Annotated in this window: 20 protein-coding genes; 9 read left to right on the forward strand and 11 right to left on the reverse strand. The window is 67.8% G+C overall.

The window, feature by feature from the left end; genetic code table 11:
* Positions 1 to 134: 134 nt before the first annotated feature.
* A complete protein-coding gene (locus B0W80_RS02790; RefSeq protein ID WP_076997573.1) occupies positions 135 to 593 on the forward strand; it encodes a type III secretion system chaperone in 459 nt (152 codons plus the stop codon).
* 267 nt (positions 594 to 860) lie between these two features.
* Entirely contained in the window at positions 861 to 2,240 is a 1,380-nt protein-coding gene (locus B0W80_RS02795) for a hypothetical protein (RefSeq protein WP_143684452.1), read from the forward strand.
* 44 nt (positions 2,241 to 2,284) lie between these two features.
* Here B0W80_RS02795 and B0W80_RS02800 read toward each other — a convergent pair whose 3' ends face one another.
* Positions 2,285 to 3,721 carry a PLP-dependent aminotransferase family protein gene (locus B0W80_RS02800; RefSeq protein ID WP_076997575.1) on the reverse strand — a complete coding sequence of 479 codons (1,437 nt, stop codon included), beginning with the start codon at positions 3,719 to 3,721 and terminating at the stop codon, positions 2,285 to 2,287.
* 98 nt (positions 3,722 to 3,819) lie between these two features.
* Here B0W80_RS02800 and B0W80_RS02805 point away from each other — a divergent pair, with 98 nt between their 5' ends.
* Together B0W80_RS02805 and B0W80_RS02810 are read left to right on the forward strand one after the other, a co-directional pair.
* Complete coding sequence (locus tag B0W80_RS02805; RefSeq protein ID WP_076997614.1) at positions 3,820 to 4,566, forward strand: NAD(P)-dependent oxidoreductase; 747 nt, start codon at positions 3,820 to 3,822, stop codon at positions 4,564 to 4,566.
* Positions 4,563 to 5,084, forward strand: a complete 522-nt coding sequence (locus B0W80_RS02810; RefSeq protein WP_076997576.1) for a cupin domain-containing protein — start codon at positions 4,563 to 4,565, stop codon at positions 5,082 to 5,084. The genes B0W80_RS02805 and B0W80_RS02810 overlap by 4 nt, the downstream gene beginning before the upstream one ends.
* Before the next feature lie 17 nt (positions 5,085 to 5,101).
* On the opposite strand, the gene B0W80_RS02815 is transcribed toward B0W80_RS02810, so the two are convergent.
* The 5 genes from B0W80_RS02815 to B0W80_RS02835 are packed head-to-tail and all read right to left on the reverse strand — an operon-like array spanning position 5,102 to position 9,677.
* The gene (locus tag B0W80_RS02815) at positions 5,102 to 6,082 is read right to left on the reverse strand and encodes a tripartite tricarboxylate transporter substrate binding protein (RefSeq protein ID WP_076997577.1); all 981 of its coding nucleotides are present in this window, start codon (positions 6,080 to 6,082) and stop codon (positions 5,102 to 5,104) included.
* Positions 6,083 to 6,126: 44 nt separating this feature from the next.
* Positions 6,127 to 7,128: a zinc-binding alcohol dehydrogenase family protein gene (locus B0W80_RS02820; protein WP_076997578.1), complete on the reverse strand. Its 1,002-nt coding sequence runs from the start codon at positions 7,126 to 7,128 to the stop codon at positions 6,127 to 6,129.
* Positions 7,129 to 7,130: 2 nt separating this feature from the next.
* Positions 7,131 to 8,018 (reverse strand): 3-keto-5-aminohexanoate cleavage protein, encoded by an 888-nt coding sequence (locus B0W80_RS02825; protein ID WP_076997579.1) that lies wholly within the window; start codon positions 8,016 to 8,018, stop codon positions 7,131 to 7,133.
* Complete coding sequence (locus tag B0W80_RS02830) at positions 8,015 to 8,785, reverse strand: SDR family NAD(P)-dependent oxidoreductase (protein ID WP_076997580.1); 771 nt, start codon at positions 8,783 to 8,785, stop codon at positions 8,015 to 8,017. Before B0W80_RS02830 ends, B0W80_RS02825 begins: the two co-directional genes overlap by 4 nt.
* A gap of 25 nt (positions 8,786 to 8,810) precedes the next feature.
* Positions 8,811 to 9,677 carry a dioxygenase gene (locus B0W80_RS02835; protein ID WP_076997581.1) on the reverse strand — a complete coding sequence of 289 codons (867 nt, stop codon included), beginning with the start codon at positions 9,675 to 9,677 and terminating at the stop codon, positions 8,811 to 8,813.
* Positions 9,678 to 9,835: 158 nt separating this feature from the next.
* Here B0W80_RS02835 and B0W80_RS02840 point away from each other — a divergent pair, with 158 nt between their 5' ends.
* The 4 genes from B0W80_RS02840 (at position 9,836) to B0W80_RS02855 (ending at position 14,620) form a co-directional block, all read left to right on the forward strand.
* A complete protein-coding gene (locus B0W80_RS02840; RefSeq protein WP_076997582.1) occupies positions 9,836 to 10,861 on the forward strand; it encodes a LacI family DNA-binding transcriptional regulator in 1,026 nt (341 codons plus the stop codon).
* A gap of 312 nt (positions 10,862 to 11,173) precedes the next feature.
* Complete coding sequence (locus tag B0W80_RS34635; RefSeq protein WP_076997583.1) at positions 11,174 to 13,003, forward strand: serine/threonine-protein kinase; 1,830 nt, start codon at positions 11,174 to 11,176, stop codon at positions 13,001 to 13,003.
* Positions 12,994 to 14,184 (forward strand): OmpA family protein, encoded by a 1,191-nt coding sequence (locus B0W80_RS02850; protein ID WP_083745144.1) that lies wholly within the window; start codon positions 12,994 to 12,996, stop codon positions 14,182 to 14,184. Before B0W80_RS34635 ends, B0W80_RS02850 begins: the two co-directional genes overlap by 10 nt.
* 25 nt (positions 14,185 to 14,209) lie before the next feature.
* Entirely contained in the window at positions 14,210 to 14,620 is a 411-nt protein-coding gene (locus B0W80_RS02855) for a hypothetical protein (RefSeq protein ID WP_076997584.1), read from the forward strand.
* 15 nt (positions 14,621 to 14,635) lie between these two features.
* Here the strand turns inward: B0W80_RS02855 and B0W80_RS02860 are convergent, their stop codons facing one another.
* Complete coding sequence (locus B0W80_RS02860) at positions 14,636 to 14,830, reverse strand: DUF1127 domain-containing protein (protein WP_076997585.1); 195 nt, start codon at positions 14,828 to 14,830, stop codon at positions 14,636 to 14,638.
* 90 nt (positions 14,831 to 14,920) lie between these two features.
* Here B0W80_RS02860 and B0W80_RS02865 point away from each other — a divergent pair, with 90 nt between their 5' ends.
* Positions 14,921 to 15,817, forward strand: a complete 897-nt coding sequence (locus B0W80_RS02865) for a LysR family transcriptional regulator (RefSeq protein ID WP_076997586.1) — start codon at positions 14,921 to 14,923, stop codon at positions 15,815 to 15,817.
* A 15-nt stretch (positions 15,818 to 15,832) separates the two neighbouring features.
* On the opposite strand, the gene B0W80_RS02870 is transcribed toward B0W80_RS02865, so the two are convergent.
* The 4 genes from B0W80_RS02870 to B0W80_RS02885 all read right to left on the reverse strand — a co-directional run bounded on the left by B0W80_RS02870 (position 15,833) and on the right by B0W80_RS02885 (position 19,752).
* Positions 15,833 to 16,747: a glutaminase gene (locus tag B0W80_RS02870; protein ID WP_076997587.1), complete on the reverse strand. Its 915-nt coding sequence runs from the start codon at positions 16,745 to 16,747 to the stop codon at positions 15,833 to 15,835.
* A 28-nt stretch (positions 16,748 to 16,775) separates the two neighbouring features.
* Complete coding sequence (locus B0W80_RS02875; RefSeq protein ID WP_076997588.1) at positions 16,776 to 17,714, reverse strand: DMT family transporter; 939 nt, start codon at positions 17,712 to 17,714, stop codon at positions 16,776 to 16,778.
* A 63-nt stretch (positions 17,715 to 17,777) separates the two neighbouring features.
* Entirely contained in the window at positions 17,778 to 18,311 is a 534-nt protein-coding gene (locus tag B0W80_RS02880; protein WP_083745145.1) for a BON domain-containing protein, read from the reverse strand.
* Positions 18,312 to 18,342: 31 nt separating this feature from the next.
* On the reverse strand, positions 18,343 to 19,752 hold the full coding sequence (locus tag B0W80_RS02885) for an amidohydrolase family protein (RefSeq protein WP_076997589.1): 1,410 nt from the start codon (positions 19,750 to 19,752) through the stop codon (positions 18,343 to 18,345).
* Positions 19,753 to 19,762 lie beyond the last annotated feature (10 nt).

Genomic DNA, 19,762 nt, shown 5'->3' on the forward strand with positions numbered 1-19,762 from the left:
TCGACACGTGCGATGTGTGCCCGGATCGTCGTGATCGAATAGCCGATCAAGACGAGACGGAACCGACTTCCTCAAAACGTTACATAGCCGCCACGTTTGCTCACTTCCGAGCAACGTAAACGTTGAGGAAAATCTTGAACCACACAGAAACCGATGGGCTATTCAGGTCGGCCGCTTACGCATTGGGCGCCGTCATGACGCAAAAAGACAATGAATATCACTTGGCAATCGAAGACCTCGAGGTCCTGTTGTCGGTCGATCGGCAAAACGACGATGACGCGATCCATTGCTATGTCAATTTAGGTCGGCCTGCCGCTGATGAACGAGCCGCAGTATGCGAGCAGCTGCTGGAACTGAATATCGAAGGCGATCCTTTTTTGAACGTCGCCTATGCGTTCGACACCCATTCTGGACGAGCCATATTTCGCGCACGGTTGCCCGATCCCGACGAGTTGGACGGCGACTATCTTGCGTTCTTGATCGAGCGCTTCATTGAACAGACATCGCATGCCAGGGGCATTGTCGGTGACGCCTGTTCCTCAATGCCCATTGGCAACAGCGACCACCTTCTGAAGGTTGCGGCATTGGCCTGATCAAGCATGATTTATTGACAGATTTTCGACATCACAAATATGCGCTCCGAGCCTTTCATCATTCGTAATAAAACTCCAAATTCGCCGGGTCAAACGCCACCTAAGGTGCCGTCCATAGAGTCGAGCAATATCCCGTCGAGTCAACATGTAGATGGCACGGAATTCAGTTTGAGAGATAAAAGAATAAAAAACTCTCCTAGTTTCGAATCGTCGACGGGTCGTATACCGCGTAATTTGTCCACGGGCGCCGAAACACAGCGCTCGATCGTGAGACGCAAGCCGACGATCGGGTCCAAGAAAACGACGACGGACAGCAAGCAAAGCGTCTCCCCGACAAAATTTTCATTGCTCAACTCGGGTAGCGACGAAAGCAGCACCAGTGATCAACCCTTGAAGCCGTTGCCATTTCCTGATCTGGCCGCTTCAACGACGTGGAGATCGCCGGAATCTCCGAATCAGAAACCTGATGTTCAGACTTTGCGCTCCGACGCCGGAGTGCCTGAAGAGGTTTCCACAAAACAGTCGACGCACCACCGTGCGAAAAGCACTGTGACATCGAAGAAGCCTGAGAAGGTTTCCGGTGGGCCGCCACGGTCTGACCGACCACTCAGTCGTAACTCGACCGTGCATTCGAAGCGACTCGAGGCTTCAAAAAACACGCGATCGCAACACGTCGCGAATTGGGCTCAATTGTTTCCTGAGGTGTTTACCAAGGCCTTGAGACAACAGCACACAAGTGAGATGCGGCAAAAAAAGCGGCCTGACGGTTTCAGTGATAATGCAGACGTAGAGGGCGCGCTCAAACGCGCGGCGCTCACGGAAATCTGCCTTTTGGGATATGCGAAAATTTTAGCTCCTGGTGTCGAGGTCGGCGACCGTCTTTTCGGCATCTTGAACGAAAAATTGGCGGACCGAATCGGTGTGATCTACCATGACTATTTTCGTTCTTTCGATGAAGCGGTGCGGACATCGTCGGTTGACGCGTTGAAGAAAGATATTGAACTCGAAATTGAGAAGTTTGTGCTTAATGAGGCAAAGATTTATATCGAATTCAAAATTCAAAATGCCGACATCAAGGATGGTATTTTTCGCGATTCAGCTGCTCTGGCGATAAAGAACTTTTCACGTCTCTACGAGAAATTTGGCATTCAAATGGCAGAGCGCCTCGAGAAGTCAATTGTCGAGAGATCAAAAAAGATGGACTTGAAAGACAAAGAGCTGAACGAGTTTCTCGTGCCGAAAGCCAAAAACGAAGAATGGGATGCTTTTGTGTCTAAAACACTCGAAGATCTCGAAGCGCAGCTTTTGAAATTCAAATTCGACGACGAATTCGAAGGAATTCTGTTGCAGATGATGAATGAGGTTGGTCAAAGCATTTCCAGTAGACAGCTGAGCGATGAGGACATTGCCCGCCAGGTGAAGCTGGCGCTATTGCGCGACATCGTGCATTTGATGGTCGTTCCTCACGTCGAACGCGAGGCCATGCGGACCAAATCCGCCGCGGGGAGGAGCTTCGTTGCGGTGTTGAAGTCGGTCTTCGACGGCGAGAGCAAGGAAACGTTGGTCCAGAAGAACTATCCGTCGTCCGTGGCGACCTATGTCGCCAGCGTTGCGGACGACTTCGCATCCGCCTTGCTACCGGCCTGACGACCGGACAGTCGCAGTCTTCACGACTGCGGCTCGCGCGGTCCTCAGCACGCCGCGAATGCGCAGCGAAGCCTCTCGGCGAGGCTTTGCGCCACCTGAAGTGACGGCACGTTGGTGAAGCTCATCAACAGACCCTCGCGACGCGGCGCAGCAACGTAGCGCTCCGAGAGTGCACTGCATCGGAGGCCAGCAGCCTTGGCCCGCTGGTCCAACGCAAGGTCGCTGCCGAGGCCGTCGAACCTTGCGATCAAGTGCATGCCACCGCTTTGCAGTTCGATGTCGACCGCCGCGCCGAAGGTTCGCAGGAGCTCTCCGGCCAGCAGAGCGCGACGCCGCGCGTAGAGCAGTCGCATCTTCTTGATGTGGCGTGCGAAGTGCCCTTCACGCATGAAGTCGCACACCACTGCCTGGGTGAACTGGGGCGGTCCGTTGGAAGCGCGGGCCGTTGCCCGCGCGAACCGCTCGATCAAAGGCGCCGGCACGACCAAGTAGGCCAGCGCCAGTCCGGGACAGAGCACTTTGGAGAAGGTCCCGGCGTACACGACACGCTCCCGTCGATCCAGACTCTTGAGTGCCGGCAGCGGATGCCCGGAGTAGCGGTACTCGCCGTCATAGTCATCCTCCATCACCCAGGCGCGGGCCGACTGCGCCCAGTCGAGCAATTCCAGGCGGCGCGCCATGCTCATCGCATGGCCGAGGGGCGCCTGGTGCGACGGCGTGACGACGGCCAGCCGGGCCGTGGGCGCGCGGCGCCGACCGTCCGAAACGGACAGGCCTTCGCCATCGACCGGCACCGGAACCAGTCGCTGCCCCGATGACTTCAGCACGTCGTTGGTGGGCGGAAAGCCGGGCTCCTCGACCCACACGCGGTCACCCGGCGACAGCAGCGTGCTCGCCACGAGCCCCAGGCTTGCCCGGTGGCCGGCGGTCACGAAGACCTGTGCGGGGCTGCAGGCGACACCACGCGCCACCAGCAGGTGGGCCGCGATGGCCTCGCGCAAGGGGGCATAGCCTGCCGGATCGCCGTAGTTCAGATGAGCCAGGCTCAGCGACCGTGCACGCCGTGCCACGAGCCGCGCCCACAGCTTGCGCGGAAAGGCGTCGAGGGCGGGCAGGCCCAGTTGGAGCGGCGCGGGCTCGCCGACCGGCATCAGCGCCGGCATCGATGGCGGTGGCGCAGGCGCGGCGCCGCCGCGCGCGAGCGCGCGCGGCGGAAGTGTCAACGAGACCGTCGTTCCGGCTTGGCCACGTGCCATCAAGTAGCCCTGGCCAGACAACTCGGTATAGGCCAGCTCGACAGTGCCGCGCGCCACGCCCAACTCGCCGGCCAGGCTGCGTGCCGAGGCCACGCGCTCGCCGGGTTTCAGCAGGCCTTTGTCGATGGCGGCGCGGAAGCGGTCGCAGATCTGCCGGTAGAGCGGCGTTGGCTGCCGGCGATCCAGGCTCAGCAGCGTCGCGAGTGAAGGAGTTGGTTCAGCCATGGCCCAGTCATTTCGACGATTCTTGGATCTTTTGTTTGATCCATGTTAGTCATAGGCTGCAAACTTCCAAGTTGAAATCCGAGGTGAAGAGGATGGGCATGAGCGACAACAGGATCTTCCTGGCCGGCGCGACCGGCGCCGTCGGCTCGGTGCTAGCGCCGTTGCTGATCGACGCCGGCTACGCCGTCTACGGCGGCACGCGACGGGCCGATCGGGCGCAAGCGCTCGAAGCGCAAGGCATCGTGCCCGTGGTGGTCGACGTGTTCGATGCGCCCGCGCTGGCACAGGCCGTGAAGCGCATCGCACCGGATGCCGTGATTCACCAGCTCACCGACCTGCCGTCGAAGCCGGACCCCGAGGCGATGGCCACCGCGGTGCCGCGCAATGCGCGCCTGCGCAGCGATGGCACGCGCAACCTGGTGGCGGCCGCGCTGGCGGCGGGCTGCGACCGCCTGATCTCGCAGAGCATCGCCTGGGCCTATGCACCCGGGCCGCAACCCTGGCGCGAAGATCAGCCGCTCGACCGAAGCGCGGCAGACCCGCGGGGCATCACGGTCCGCGGTGTCGTGGCGCTGGAGCAGTCGACGCTCGGCACGGTGGGCCTGCGCGGGGCGGTGCTGCGCTACGGGCAGCTCTACGGGCCACGCACCTTCTCCCCGACGCCCAGGGGCGCAAGCCCCGTGCACGTCGAAGCCGCAGCCTGGGCGGCGCTGCTCGCGCTGCAGCGGGGCGCCGCCGGCATCTTCAACATCGCCGAGGACGGCGCGGTGGTGAACAGCGACAAGGCGAAGGCCGAACTCGGATGGCGAGCCGATCTGCGCTGGCCCGCGGAGGTGCTGGCATGAACGCGATGCGCTTCGCCACCCGCCGCGGGATGTCGGTGGGCCTGCTCGGGCTGGCCGCGGCCTGGATGGTGCTCGTGCCGGCCGCGCCCCGGTCGGCCGCGCGATGGATCGACGACCTGTGCACCAGCGCCCTGGGCCGGCCGATGTTCGCGTCGGCGCCCGCCCCCGCGGGCAGCGCCGCGCGGCCCGCCACCATCGTCAAGCCGCTGTCCTGCGAGCCGCTGCCCAACGTGCCGGGCAAGTCGCAGACCACGGTGATGGTGGAGTTTCCGCCGCTGGCCTATTCGCCGGCGCACCGGCATCCGGGCTCGGTCACGGCCGTGGTCGTCGAAGGCACGGTGCGCTCGCAGTTGAACGGCACGCCGCCGCAGGACTACCAGGCCGGCCAGAGCTTCTTCGAGCCGCCGGGCACCCTGCACGTGTTCGCCGAGAACCCCGACCCCACGCGCACCGCCAAGCTGCTGGCCTTCTTCGTCACGGACGAGAACTGCGGCCCGCTCACGGTCTACGAAAAGTAGCCGGGCGCGCCGCGCCTTCAGTCGACCTTGATGCCCGCAGCCTTCACCACCTGCTGCGCCTTGGCCGTCTCGTCGACGATGAACTTGTCGAATTGCGCCGAAGGCATGGTGAAGGGCTCGGCGCCGAGCTTGTCGAGCCGGTCTTTCAGGTCCGGCGCGGCCATGATCTTCGCGACCTCGGCCTGCAGACGGTCGACCACGGCCTTGGGGGTTTTCGCCGGTGCGAACAGGCCGACCCAGAACAGGTATTCCGAGCCCGGCACGCCGGCCTCGACCGTGGTGGGCAACTGCGGCATCACCGCCGAGCGCTTTCCGGTGCCCACGGCCAGCGCCTTGAGCTTGCCGTCTTTCACCAGCGGCAGCGCCGACACCATGGGCGCGAAGAACCAGTCGATGCGCCCGCCCATCACTTCGGTCATGGCCTCGGGCGTGCCGCGAAAGGGCACGTGCTGCGCCTGCACGCCCGCCGCCAGGCGGAACACCTCGGCGTTCATGTGGGTGGCCGATCCGTTGCCGGCCGAGCCGTAGTTGAAGCCGCCGGGCTTGGCCTTGGCCTGCGCCACGAGATCCTTCACGTCGGCGAAGCGGTTGGGCGCCACCACCAGCATGTTGGGCAGGCTGGCCATGGGCGTGATGCCGGCGAAGTCCTTGAGGGTGTCGTAGGTCAGCCCCGGATAGATGGACGGGTTCACCAGGTGGCCCGCCGAATGCACGAGCAGCGTGTAGCCGTCGGCCGGCGCCTTGGCCACCTGCGCCGCGCCCAGGGTGCCGCCGGCGCCCGGCTTGTTGTCGACGATGACCGAGCCGCCCAGCGCTGGCCCGAGCCGCTCGGCGACCAGGCGCGCCACGATGTCGGTGCCGCTGCCGGCGGTGAAGGGCACGACCAGCTTGACGGTCTGGCCCTTGGGCCAGTCGCCCTGGGCATGCACGCCGCCCCATGCGCAGGCGGCCAGGGCGGCCGTGATCAGCTGGCGGCGGGCGGGAAGAAATCGGTTCATGGTTGCTGTCTCCGTGGGTTTGTCGTGAAGGCGTGCCGTGCCGCTCAGGGCCGCAGCACCACGCGGTCGGTGCTGCCCGACAGCACCAGGCGATAGGCGTCCTGTGCTTCGTCGAGCACGAAGGCGCGCGCGATCGAAAAGGGCTTGAGCGTGCCGCGCTCGAAGCCCTCGCGCATGGCGTCGAGCTGCGCGGTGGCCGCCACGCAATCGAGCGCCAGCGAGTCGATGCCCACATAGGTGTGCATGCCGCGGTAGAACGCGAAGATGTCGAAAGGCACGGCGCGGTCGTGCGTGGCGATGAAGATCTGCGTTGCGCCCTTCGCCATCGACTTGTTGGCGGCTTCGAAATAGGCGCTGCCGACGGTGTTGTAGACGACGTCGGCGCCGCGGCCGCCCGTCAATTCACGCACCACGGCGGCCACGTCCTGCGAGCGCGCATCGACCACGTCGACCGGCCCGCAGGCGAAGCCTTCGAAGGGCCCGGCGCGCCGCTGCACCGCGATGACCCGGGCGCCGCCCTGCGCAGCCAGCTGCACCGCGGCCTGCCCGACCTTGCCGTTGGCGCCGAGCACCAGCACGGTCTGGCCGGCCTGCGGCATACCGCTGCGCCTGAAGCCTTCGTAGGCGGTGACGAAGGGCACGCCCACCGCGCCGGCCTCGTCCATCGAGATGCTGCGCGGCCGGGCGCGCAGCGCCTCGACCGGCAGCAGCAGGTAGCGGGCATGCGAGCCGTCGCGTGTGATGCCGATGTCGCCGCCGGAGCCGTAGACCTCGCGGCCCACCCATTCGGTGGGGCCGGCGATCACGGTGCCCGCGAAGTCGCGCCCCGGGCTGCGCGGCCACACGGCCTGTGGCATCAGTCCCAGGCTGGCCTTGACGTCGCTGGGGTTCACCGCAGCGGCATCGACCCGCACCACCGCGAAGCCGGGTTTGGCCGCGGGCTCCTGCTGCGGTGCCAGGTCGAGCTTCAGCGCATCGAGGTCGGCGGCCTTCTCGTGCACGCGCACGGCGCGCGCGGCGGTCGTCGGGTTCAACACTGCACTCATGGTCACTTCCCTCCCGCCAGGCCGAGCAGCGTGCGCGCCTCGCGCGCGCTGGCGATCTCGCCACCCAGGCTCCGGATGATGTCGCGCGCCTTGGCCACCAGCTGCGCGTTGCTTTCGGCCAGCACGCCCTTCTCGAGGTAGATGTTGTCTTCCATGCCGACGCGCACGTGGCCGCCCATCAGCCAGGCCTGCGCCACGATCGGAAACTCCATGCGGCCGATGCCGAAGGCGCTCCAGAAGGCGCCGCGCGGCAGCATGTCGCGGGCGTACATCACGGTCTGCGGCGTGGCCATGAAGCCGTACTTCACGCCGAGCACCAGGGTCCACATCGCTGGGCCTTCGAGCGTGCCGTCGGCGATCAGGTCAAGCGCCATGTGGATGTCGCCCGAATCGAAGATCTCGAGTTCGGGCTTCACGCCGGCCTCGCGGATCACCTTGGCCATGCGGCGCACGTTCTTCGGCGTGTTGATGACCACGTCGGGGCCCGAGTTCATGGTGTTGAGGTCGAGCGAGCAGACGTCGGGCTTGATCAGCGCGATGTGCTCCACACGCTTCTCGGGCGGCAGCAGGCTGGTACCTGGCGCGTAGACCTTGGGGTCGTCCTCGCTCGGAATGAAGCGGCCACCGGGGCCGGTGGTGAGGTTGATGATCAGCTCGCGATTCTTCTGCCGGATGCGGTCGACCACGTCGCGGTAGAGCTCGACCTGCATCGATGGCTTGCCGCTCTCCGGGTCGCGCACGTGGATGTGGACCTGGCCTGCGCCGGCCTCGGCGGCGGCCAGGCATTCGTCGGCGATCTGCGCGGGGGTGATGGGCAGGTGCGGTGTCTGGTCGGGCTTGACCAGGTTGCCCGTCACCGCACACGTGATGAGTGTCTTTTGCGTGTTCACAGGTGCCGCCCTCCGTCCACGACGATGCGCGTGCCCGTCACGAAGCGCAGCGTGGTCGCCAGCGCTTCGACGGTGGCCGCCACGTCGTCGGGCCTGCCGATGCGGCCCAGCGGCGTGGTCTGCGCCATCTTGGCCTTGAAGTCGTCGCCGCGGCCCGGCACGAAGCCGGACTCCACCGCGCCCGGCGACACCGAGACCACGCGCACGGCCGGCGCCAGCGCCCGGGCCAGCGCATCGCCGACCACGTCGAGCCCGGCCTTGGCCGCGACGTAGGCGAGGTTGCTGCCGACGCCGGTGAACCCGGCGATCGAGGAAATGTTGACCACCAGCCCGTCGCCGCTCGCCTTGAGCAGCGGCGCGAAGGCGCGGATGGTGGCGAACACGCCGCGGAAGTTGGCGCGCACGATGTCGTCGATCAGCTCGTCGGTCAGCCCGTCCAAATCACCGGGCGGCACGGGCCGCGTGTGGCCGGCGCTGTTGACCAGGATGTCGCAGCGGCCGAAGTCCTGCGCCACGCCGGCCGCGGCCTTCTGAAGGCTGGGCGTGTCGACGATGTCGGCCGCCAGCGCCGCATGGCGCTGGCCGGCCGCGGCAGGCAGCTCTGCCAGCCGTGCTTGCGGCGAGGTGCCGGCGCGCTCGCGGTGCAGCAGCACGCAGCTGGCACCGAGCGCGGCCAGGCGCTGCGCCGTGGCGTAGCCGATGGCGCCAAGGCCGCCGGCGATGACGGCCAACTTGCCGTCGAGTCGAGGTGTGGGGTCGAAGCTCATGGTGCGTTGAAAGTCGGTGGGTGGTTCAGGGAATGGGCGGGCGCGGAAACTTCATCTCGCCGGGTTCGAGCACGAAATCGTGTTCGAGCGTCGCGGCTGCGTTGCCTTGCTGCGGCTGGAAGCGGCCGATCAGCCGGCGCGTGACGCCGAACACCGGGTCGCTTTCGAGGTTCTCGTCGTCGTCGGCGAAGACCTGCGTGATCAGCACCTTGTGGCCGGGCTTGCTGACCATGAAGTGGATGTGCGCCGGGCGGTTGGGGTGGCGCTGCTGTGCCTGCAGCAGCACGCCGCAGGGTCCGTCGACCGGCACCGGGTAGCCGGCCGGGCGCACCGTGCGAAAGCGGAAGCGGCCGTCGGCGTCCGTCTCGAAGCGGCCGCGCAGGTTCATGTCCTGCTGGGCCGGGTCCTGGTTCTCGTACAGGCCGACGGGCGAGGCCTGCCAGGCGTCGACGATGGCGCCGGCCACCGGGCGGCCGGCGCTGTCGCGCACCACGCCCGTCACGTCCAGCGGCACGCCGGGCGTGGTCGAGCGCGCGATCGATTCGCCGGGCGTGCACAGCGGTGCGTTGGCGCGCCAGAAGGGGCCGAGCAGGGCGGCCGGCGACTCGCCCTGCGGGTCCTGGTTGTTCTGCAGCGCGACCAGGGTCGACACGCCCAGAAGGTCGGCGGCCAGCACCACCTCGTTCTTCTTGTCGCCGGTGGCCTGGCCGATGCCGACGATGAAGTCGAGCGCATGCTCGAACTCTTCTTCCGTCAAGCGGGTTTCCTGCACGAAGGCATGCAGGTGCCGGGTCAGCGAGGCCATCACGGTACGCAGGCGCTCGTCGGGCGTGCGTGACATGGCGGCGAGCGTCATCTCGAGCACGGAGTCGGGGGTGGTCACGATGTTCATGGGGTGCCTCGGTTGAGTGCTTTACTAAATGCAATCGTTTGCACGACAGGCGAATTATGGCGGGATCCGACGTTTTGGCAAGCTCGGGGTTTTCCAGCACCATCGTCCGGAACGGGTGGATACTTCGTTCGGCCGTTTCGATCAATCGTTTGCACCCCATGAGCGCCACAACCCCGTCCACTGTGACCATCCGCGACGTCGCGCAGGCCGCCGGTGTCCACGTCTCCACCGTCTCGCGCGCCCTCAGCCCCGACAAGCGCGGGCTCATCAGCGAAGAGGTGCTGCGGGTGGTCGAGGAAGCGGCGCAGCGGCTGGGCTATCGGCCCAACCGCGCCGCATCGGCGCTGCGGACGGGCCGCACGCACACCATCGGCGTGCTGGTGCCCGACATCACCAATGCGGTGTTCCCGCCGATCCTCCAGGGCATCGAGGCCAGCGCGTCGGCGCGCGGCTATTTCGTGTTCGTCGCCAACGTGATGGATCAGGCGCTGGCGCGCCCGATCGTCGAGCGCATGCTGGCGCAGCAGGTGGACGGCGTCGTGCTGGCCATCGCCACGCGGGACGATCCGCTCATCGACTACCTGCGCCAAGTCGGCATGCGCGCGGTGCTGGTCAACCGCGGCGACGAGCGCGGGCGCCTGCCGGCGGTGGTGAGCGACGACCGGCTCGCGATGAAGCTGGCCGTCGACCATTTGGTGGCCACCGGCCACCGCCGCATCGCGCATCTGGCGGGGCCGCAGGGCGTGCCCACCGGCGTGGCGCGGCGGCAAGGCGTGGAGCAGGCGCTGCGCGACTGTGGCCTGCCCCTGGTGGCCGTGGCCGAGTGCGAGAGCTACAGCCGCGAGGCCGGCCGGCAGGCGATGGCGCAGCTGCTCGCGCAGCCGGAACGGCCCGAGGCGGTGGTCTGCTGCAACGACCTGGTGGCGCTGGGGGCCTACGACGAACTGCGCGCACGCGGACTGCGCGTGCCGCACGACATCTCGATCACCGGCCACAACGACATGCCGCTGGTCGACATGGTCGACCCGCCGCTCACCACCATCCGCCTGCCACACCGCGAGCTGGGCTGGCGCGCCGCCGAGACCTTGTTCGACGAGATCGATGGCCGGGCCTTGTCGGCTTCGACCGTGGTGCTGCGACCGGAACTGGTCGTGCGCCAGTCCACGCGCGACTGCACAGTGTAGGACTGCACCTCGCGCCGTGTAGGCGCACCGCCCATGCGTGCGAAGGGTCACGAGAGCCGCTGTCGTCTATGTCAAAAGACGTAAGTAGTTCTAACGCGCTCACTAATACTTTCGGTGATGCGAGATCATGAAACAAACACGGGCTGGTGGACCGAAAGGCCCGACAGGGAAGACCGCCCGTCTTCCTATGCGTCGCTCGGACACGGCGGGCCTCGGGCACGCCGTCGAGAAAGCGTGTGGGGCCGCGCTGCGCTCGTCATCGCGCTGATGGTGGCTCTGGGCTGGGCCGTGGTCCGCCTCGCGAGCTTTTGAATGAACGCGACCGCGGCGGCCGAGCCTGAGCCGGTGCATGCGCCGGCGCGCAGTGGTCCCTCATCGGGTTCCCAGGCCATCTGCCCGGCATGCGGGACGCGCAACCGGGCGGCCGCCACCTTCTGCATCGGATGCGTGGGCGCGCTGAAAGGCGGCGCCTTCGACGAGTCGGCATCGCTCTTCGAATCGCCCCCGCCCTATGTCGCCACCGAGGCCTTCACACGGCTGCAGACCGCCGTGACGCAGGAGCGCCGCGCCGTGGCGCCGCTGCGCGATGCGCTGGCGGAAGGCACGGAACTCGCGGGCTTCCAGGTGCTTCGGCCGCTCGGCGAAGGCGGCTTCGGCATCGTGTACCTGGCCTGGGACCCGATGCTCGAACGCCACGTGGCGCTCAAGGAATACATGCCCGCGAGCTTGGCGATGCGCGCCGACGATTCGCTCGGCGTGTCGATGCGTTCGGAGCAGCATCGCGACACCTTCGAGGCCGGTCTCAAGAGCTTCGTCAACGAGGCCCGCCTGCTCGCCAGCTTCGACCATCCGGCCCTGCTCAAGGTGTTCCGCTTCTGGGAAGCCAACGGCACGGCTTATATGGCGATGCCGTACTACGAGGGCCCGACGCTCAAGGAGATGCTGGCCGGTGAGTCGCACCCACCGTCCGAAGCGCAGTTGCGCGCATGGCTGCATCCGCTGCTCGACGCGCTGGCGGTTCTGCATCGAGCGAAGTGCCTGCACCGCGACATCTCGCCCGACAACATCCTGCTGACCAGCGCCGGGCCGGTGCTGCTGGACTTCGGCGCGGCCCGCCGCGTGATCAGCGACATGACGCAGGGCCTCACGGCGGTGCTCAAGCCGGGCTTCGCGCCGATCGAGCAATACGGCGGCGTGATGACGCAGGGCCCGTGGACCGACCTCTATGCCCTCGCCGGCGTCGTCTACTACGCCATCACGGGCCGGCTGCCGCCCGCGTCGGCCGGCCGGGTCGTCAGCGATGCGTTGCAGCCGCTGGCCCGCACGCACGGCGGGCTGTACGGCGCACGCTTCCTCGAAGCCATCGATGCGGCCTTGGCGCTGCGACCTGAGGCCCGGCCGCAGGACGTGGGGCAGTTCCGTGCGTTGATCGGCGATCTGCCTGCTGAGGATGCATCCGAGGCCACGTCGATGGCAGCCGAGCGCACGGAGGGCAGCGATGCTGCGGCCTCGCATGCGGCCGATGCAGGTGACGACACGGGCCCCGCGACTTTGCACGCCCCGCTCGCCGATGCCGACCCGGGCCACACGCGAGGCCGCGTACGCCGTGGGCATGTCGCGCTACTCGTCCTCGCGCTGGCCGGTACCGGTGCATGGTGGCTGGGCACGGGCTCATCGAATGCGCCGCCGGAAGCACAGCGTGCCGAAACGCCGCGCGCCGCGCCGACGGCCACCGTCTCGGCGCCCGCACAGCCTGATTCCACGCCAGTGCCTGTCCCGGTGCCTGTGCCGGTGCCTGTGTCGACGCCGGTCAAGGCCATCGCTTCTGCCGAAACTCCGGCGCCTGCCAGCGTCGTCGTGCCGCGCCAGCCGACCGCTCGCACAGCCGATGCACCTGCACCCACGACGCGGCCCGAAGTCGTTGCCGTGGCACGGCCGACAGCCGCGCGTGCGAAGCCTGTCGCGGCCGCGCCGGAGCCTCAGCAGCCTGCTGCACACACGACCCGATCCGAGCCGCCCGAGGCCACGCCCGCCGTCGCACAGTCCGCGCGCGCCCTGCGCTGCAGCGACCTCGTTCTCAAATCCTCGTTGGAGGGCCTGAGCCCCGACGAAGCCGCCTTTCAGAAAAATCAATGCAGATGAGATCCCCCACCTTCGCAGCACCGCTGCTCTCCGGCCTGCTGCTGGCCGCAACCGCCTGCCTCGGCCTAGGCGGTTGCGCGACCCGGCCCGCGACCGTGAGCGAAGAGGCGATGCCCTACGACCGCGCCATCGTCGTGGCCGCCGACGCGCTCTTCGAGCAGACGCGCACGCTGTCGAAGCGGTTGGCGGGGCAGGACCGGGGCACCGTGATCCTCGACCCGGCGATCGCCGCCGACACCGGCCAGCAGACCGTCGCGACCCAGCAGCTCGACCGCGCCATCGGCGAGCGGGTGCAGCAGTCGCGCCAGTTCGAGCTCTTGCCATTCCAGGCATCGAGCCTGGCGAAGGCGCAGTACCTGCTCGTCGGTTCGCTGGCCAAGGCGCAGGCCGATGTCCGCGTGAGCGTGGCGCTCGTCGCGCTCGACGGCGGCGAAGTCATCGCGCAGTCGTCGGCGCTGGCGCGCATGGACGGCATCGACATGAAGCCGATGAGCTACTACCGCGACAGCCCGGTTCTGATGAAGGACGAGACCGTCGACGGCTACGTGCGCACCAGCACCACGCCGGTGGGCAAGCCGGCCGACGCCACCTACCTGGGCCGGATCTCGGCGGCGACCGCCGTGCACGAAGCGGCCTCGCTCTACAACGCGGGGCGCTACCGCGAAGCGCTGGCCGAGTACCGCAGGTTGTCGGCGGCGCCGGCCGGCAACCAGATCCGGGTGCTCAACGGCGTCTACTTGGCGAGCGCCAAGCTCGGGCGAACGGCCGAAGCCGAAGACGCCTTCGGCCGCCTGGTGGCCTACGGGCTTACGCAGAAGAACCTGAGCGTCAAGTTTCTCTTCAACCCCGGCAGCACCGAGTTCTGGGCCGACACCCGGCTCACCAGCGCCTACGGCATGTGGCTGCGCCAGATCGCGCGGCAGGCGGGCAGCGCCAGGACCTGCATGGACATCGTGGGCCACAGCAGCAAGACCGGCCCCGAAGCCGTCAACGACAGCCTCTCGGCCCGCCGCGCGAACTCGATCCGCCAGAAGCTGAGCAGCGAGTCGCCCGAGCTCGCGAGCCGCACGCGCACGCTGGGCATGGGCTCGAGGAACAACCTCGTCGGCAGCGGTACCGACGACGTCGTCGATGCGCCGGACCGGCGCGTCGAATTCAGCATCGTCGACTGCCCGGCCTGACGGCCCCAAAACACGGACATCCCCCATGAGCCCCGACCGCAACGACAAAAGCCCGATGTCGAACATCGAGAAAGCCCTGGCCGAACTCGACGAGGCGCTGGGCGCCGGCAGCATCGACCGGCGCGCGGTTCCGTTCTACGGGCCCACGCTGCTGGCATCGATGAACGAGAAGGACCAGTCGATGGCCCTGCATGCCGAGCAGGCCCGCTACCACGAAGACCCGGAGCAGTCGGCGGTCCACTTCTGTCTGACCGCGGCCATATCGCTGCTCGAGGTGAGCCAGGCCCTGATCAACCAGCGCAGCCCGATGAGCCCGCAGGACCGCGAGCGGCAGTGGAAGACATTGATGGCGTACACCAAGACCGCGGGCCGCTCGGCCTATCGCGCCGCGTCCATCCTGGCGGACCAGAAGGACTACGACCCGCCGGCGCGCTGAAGCCCGCGCGCGGCGTCAGCGCGGCCGCGTGGCGTGCACGAGGCCCGGCACTTCGCTGCGGCCGATGCCCAGGTCGAGCAGCTCGTGCTCGCTCATCCCGTTGAGTTGCTGCGCCTGCCGACGGGCCCGGCGGCGCGCCTGGGCCGCTGCGGCCCGCTCGACCAGGGCCTGCAGCAGCCGGTGCAGGGACTGTTGCATCTTCGATTCCATCGCATGTACTCCTGTGTTGGAGCCCGATGGTGCGCCGGCGCGTGATATTGTGGAAGTTGAGATTTCTGAGGCGACCAATCAGGATTACTGATGAGAGAGCTGAACCTCGACCAACTCCGCACCCTCGTGGCCATTGCCGACCTGGGCACGTTCTCGGCCGCCGCGCAAGCCCTGCACCTCGCGCAGCCGACCGTGAGCCTGCACGTCAGCGAACTCGAATCGCGCCTGGGCGCCACGCTGGTGCTGCGCGGTGCGCGACGCGTCACCACCACGCCGGCCGGTGCCGTGCTGGTGGAGCGCGGCCGCCGCCTGCTGCGCGATGCCGACGATGCCATCGAGGCCGTGCAGCGGCAGCACCAGGGCCTGGCCGGGCGCGTGCGCATCGGCTGCAGCACGACCAGCGTCGTGGTCGACCTGCTGCCGCCCGTGTTCCACGCGCTGCTTAAGCACTACCCGGACATCGTGTTGACTCCCAGCTTCCTGGGCTCCGAATACTCGGTGTCCGGCGTGCTGGCTGGCGCGCTGGACCTGGCCATCATCGCGCTGCCGCAGCCCGCCACGCCGGGCCTGGCGCTCACGCCCTGGCGACAGCATTCCATGGCCGCCTTCATCCCGGCGAGCTGGGAGGCGCCGCGGCGCGTCACGCCGGCCTGGCTGGCGCAGCATCCGTTGATCATGAACCAGCCGGGGTCGCGCATGTACGCGCTGACGATGGAGTGGTTCGCGCAGGCCGGCTTCGCGCCGCGCGCGCGCATCGAGCACGACTACGATGTCGCGATGCGCGGGCTGGTGGCCGCGGGCTACGGCGTTGCGTTGCTGCCGGCACCCGACGAAGGCAAGGTCGCCGATGCCGGCGAGCACGTGCAGACGCGGCCCTTGAGCCCGAAGCTCACGCGCCACCTGGCCATTGCCTACCGCGCCAACGGCCCGCTGGACGGGGCGACGCAGCGGGTCATCGAGATGCTGCTGGCCTTCGGCCGCGGATGACGCGCTGCGCTTCGCTCAGAACACGGACAGGCCGGTCTTCGCGACGAAGAGCTCCAGCGCCTTCATGCCCAGCAGCGAATTGCCCGTCGCATCGAGCGCCGGCGACCACACGCACAGCGTGAGCCGGTCGGGCACCACGGCCACGATGCCGCCGCCGACGCCGCTCTTGCAGGGCAGGCCGATCGAGAAGGCCACGTCGCCGGCCGCGTCGTAGGTGCCGCAGGTCAGCATCAGCGCGTTGATGCGCCGTGCCTGCCGCTCGGTGGTGATGTCCGCTTCGCCACTGCGCGGATGGGCGCCGTCGCGGCACAGAAAGCCGGCCGCGCGCGCCAGCTGCACGCAGCTCATGCGCAGCGAGCACTGGTGGAAGTACATGTCGAGCACCGCCTCGACGTCGTTGTCGAGCTTGGCGAAGCTCTTCATGAAATTGGCGAGCGCGTAGTTGCGATAGCCGGTCGCGGCCTCGGAGGCGGCGACCTCGTCGTCGAAACCGATGGATTCGCCGCACAGGCTGCTCATCAGCGCCACCAACTCGGCCTTGGCGTCGCCACGGCTCAGCAGGCGGTCGGCCACGGCGATGGCCCCGGCATTGATGAACGGGTTGCGCGGCTTGCCTTGCTCGCTTTCGAGTTGCACCAGCGAATTGAAGGGGTTGCCCGACGGCTCGCGCCCGATGCGCTCCCACAGCGCGTCGCCCATGTGGCGCATCGCGAGCGTCAGCGTGAAGAGCTTCGAGATGCTCTGGATCGAGAAGGGCGTGGCCGCATCGCCGGCCTGCGCCTCCGCGCCCTGGCAGGTGCGCAGCGCGATGCCGAACTGCGCGGCCGGCACGCGGGCCAGTGCCGGGATGTAGCTGGCGACCGTGCCGCCGTGACCGAGCAAGGGGCGGATCTCGCGATCGATCTCGTCGAGAAGGGGCTGGAAGTTCATCGCGCTCGGGGCCTCGTGTTGGCTCGGTTCAGTTTGCACGGCGCACGGATTCGGCCGATTCGTCTTGGGCGACGGGCGCCGTCTTCCGGTTGACCAGCACGATGCCCAGCGCGACGCCGCAGAGCGCCAGCACCAGCTGCAGCGTCAGCGGCTCCTCGAGCAGGACGACGCCGAACACCAGCGCGAACAGTGGCGTGAGGAAGGTGAAGGACGAGATGCGGGTGGCGGGGTAGTGCCGCAGCATCCACATCCAGGCCAGGTAGCTCGCGAAAGCGCCGATCACGGTCTGCAGGGTGATCGAGAACCATGCGTATCCGGAGTACGAGATGCTCCAGGTCTCGCCGAGCCCGATCGAGAGTAGCGGCGACACGGCGGCCGTCACGGCGATTTGATAGAAGAGCGTCTTCTCCGCGCTGGCCGTGGCGAGCCGCGTGCTGCGGATCGCCAGCGTGGTCAGCCCCCAGGCGATGCCCGCCATCAATGCCAACGCATCGCCCAGCAACTGGCCCGAGCTGCTGTGGCCGAAGCTTTCGCTGAAGGCCACGACCACGCCGATGAAGGCCAGCGCGAGGCCCACCCATTGCATGCCGCGCAGGCGCTCCGAGGGCACGAAGCGCGGCAGCAGCAGCGCGACCACGAAGGGCGCGGTGTACAGGAACACGGTGAGCCGCGATGCGCTGGTGTGCTGCAGGCCGATGTAGATGCCGATGAATTCGGCCGTGAAGAGCAGGCCGGCGACCAGGCCGCCGGGCAGGGTGCCGTCACGCTCGAACAGCGGCACGCGGCGCCACAGGCACCACAGCCACAGCAGCACCACCGCGCCGCCCATGCGGATCGAGGCCTGCCACAGCGGCGGCACCTCGGTCACGGTGGTCTTGATGAGGATCTGCTGCAGGCCCCAGAAGGAGCAGCAGACCAGCAAGAGGCTGATGGCGCGGGTGTCGAGGTGGCTTTTTCTTTCGATCATTCGGGTGCGTCTCGGGCTTGTCTGTCGCTTGTTCTGGGAACTTGTGTTCTTGCAATGTCTTGCTCAGGGCGCCGCGACCGCGTAGGGCGGCCTGCTCCGCGTGCCCACCATGAGGTCGTCGACCACCAGCTCGACATCGGGCACGGCGCGCGCCGCGGCCTCGAGCCGCTTGGCCAATGCGCGCGAAGGCACGCAGCCTTGCAGAAAGACCCAGCGGCGCTGGACCATGGCCCAGACGCTCGCCTGCTTCACGCCCGGCACGGCGGACAGCGCGGCCTGCACGCGTGGTGCGATCGTCTTGTCGTAGCGGTATGCGTTGCTGTCCTTGCAGCGGCCTTCGAGCCAGCAACTGGTGCCGCGTTCGAGCCGTGCGTGCATCTGCGTGCGACGCTCGGCCTCGGTGTAGAGCGGTCCCTCGGGCACCGGGCATGTGCGCAGGCCGGAGGAGACTTGAAAGAAGGGGTCGTCGAACCAGTTCTGCTTGAGCGGCTCGGCCGATGCGGCCGGCGCAGCGACGACGATCGCCAGCAGGGCAACCGTCGCCGCGCAACACTGCCGGTGTGCACGCGGCGGCAGGCAGGCAGGGCGGGCGGGCATCCGCCGATCGTAGCCTGCCGGCGTAGATCCTTCAGGCGGGGCTGGAAGGCTGCCGCTGTTGCGCGCGGTGCAGGTCCGACGCAGGATGCACGCGCTGGATCGGCGCGCGCCGCACGTCGCGGCGCGCCACCTCGCGCACCTCGCGCATCAGGGCGCGCGCGTCCCAGTCGACCGGCCAGCCCTGCCACAGGCGCAGCGCGCCGTTGACGAACACGGCTTCGATCTGGTCGCGGTTGCCGAAGCGCACCAGCTCCCAGTTGAGGTCCCAGCTCGGCACGAACTCGGGGATGTCGAGGTCGACGACGAGGAAGTCGGCCGCCAGACCTTCCGCGATGTGGCCGGTGAGCGCGCCCAGCCCTGCCGCCCGCGCGCCGCCGTGCGTCGCATGGTCGAGCCAGAGCCAGCCGCCGCCGCAGGACGAGTCGCCGTTCGCAAGGCCGCTGGTCAGCCGCTGCGTGGCTTCGGCCGCATCCATCAGGCGGAAGCCGTCGGCACGCGTACCGTCGGTGCCCAGGCCAAAGGGCACGCCGAGCAGGGCGAGCAGGCCGGCGTCGAGCACGGCATTGCCCTTCCACTGGCTGGCCACCGGGTTGTAGGCGACGGCGGCGCCGCTGTCGCGCAGGAGGCCGATTTCACGCGGCGTCAGCAGCGTCGCGTGGGCCAGCAAGGCCGACGCATTGAGCGCGCCGCAGGCGTGCAGCACTTCGAGCGGACGCAGTCCGCGTGCGACCAGCGAGCGTTCGACCGCGGCGAGGTGTTCGTTGACGTGCGTCTGGAAGCGCCGGCCGCTTTCGAGCGTGAGCGCGGCGACCGCCTGGAGCATGCGGTCGCTGGCCGCCTCGGGGATCGAGATGGCGAGCGAAGGATGCACGAGCGGGTCGTGTTCGAGGCGTGCGAGGAAGGTCGCGGCGTCGTCGAGGATGCGGCGCTGAGCGGCCTCGTCGCCGTCGAGGTCCGCGTCGTTGCAGATCATGCCCAGCACGCAGCGGATGCCGGTGTCGCGCGCGGCGCTGGCCACCGCATCCAGGCCGACCTGCGAGCGCGTGCCGGCATCGACCACGGTGGTGAAGCCGCCGCGCAAAGATTCCAGCGCCGCCAGCTTCGACGACAGGTACGCGGCGTTCTCGTCGAGCGTCGCCTCCATCGGCACCCAGATGCGCTTGAAGATCTCGGAGGGCTCGCCGAAGGCCAGCGCCTTGCCGAAGGACTGGGTCAGGTGCGTATGGGTGTCGACGAGGCCCGGCATCAACAGGCGCTGCGGCATCTCGACGGGCGCCAGGCCGGGATGCGCCGCGCGCAAGTCGTCCAGCGCAGCGACACGGGCGAAGCGGCCGTTCTCGACCAGCACGGCCATGCCTTCGCGCGGGCCCTCGGGCAGCATGAGCCATTCGGGAGCGAGCAGCAGGGGCTCGCGGGAATTCAGGCGTTCGGGGGACAGCATGGTCGTTCCT

The sequence above is a fragment of the Variovorax sp. KK3 genome (assembly GCF_001984055.1).
Taxonomy (GTDB): Bacteria; Pseudomonadota; Gammaproteobacteria; order Burkholderiales; family Burkholderiaceae_C; genus Variovorax.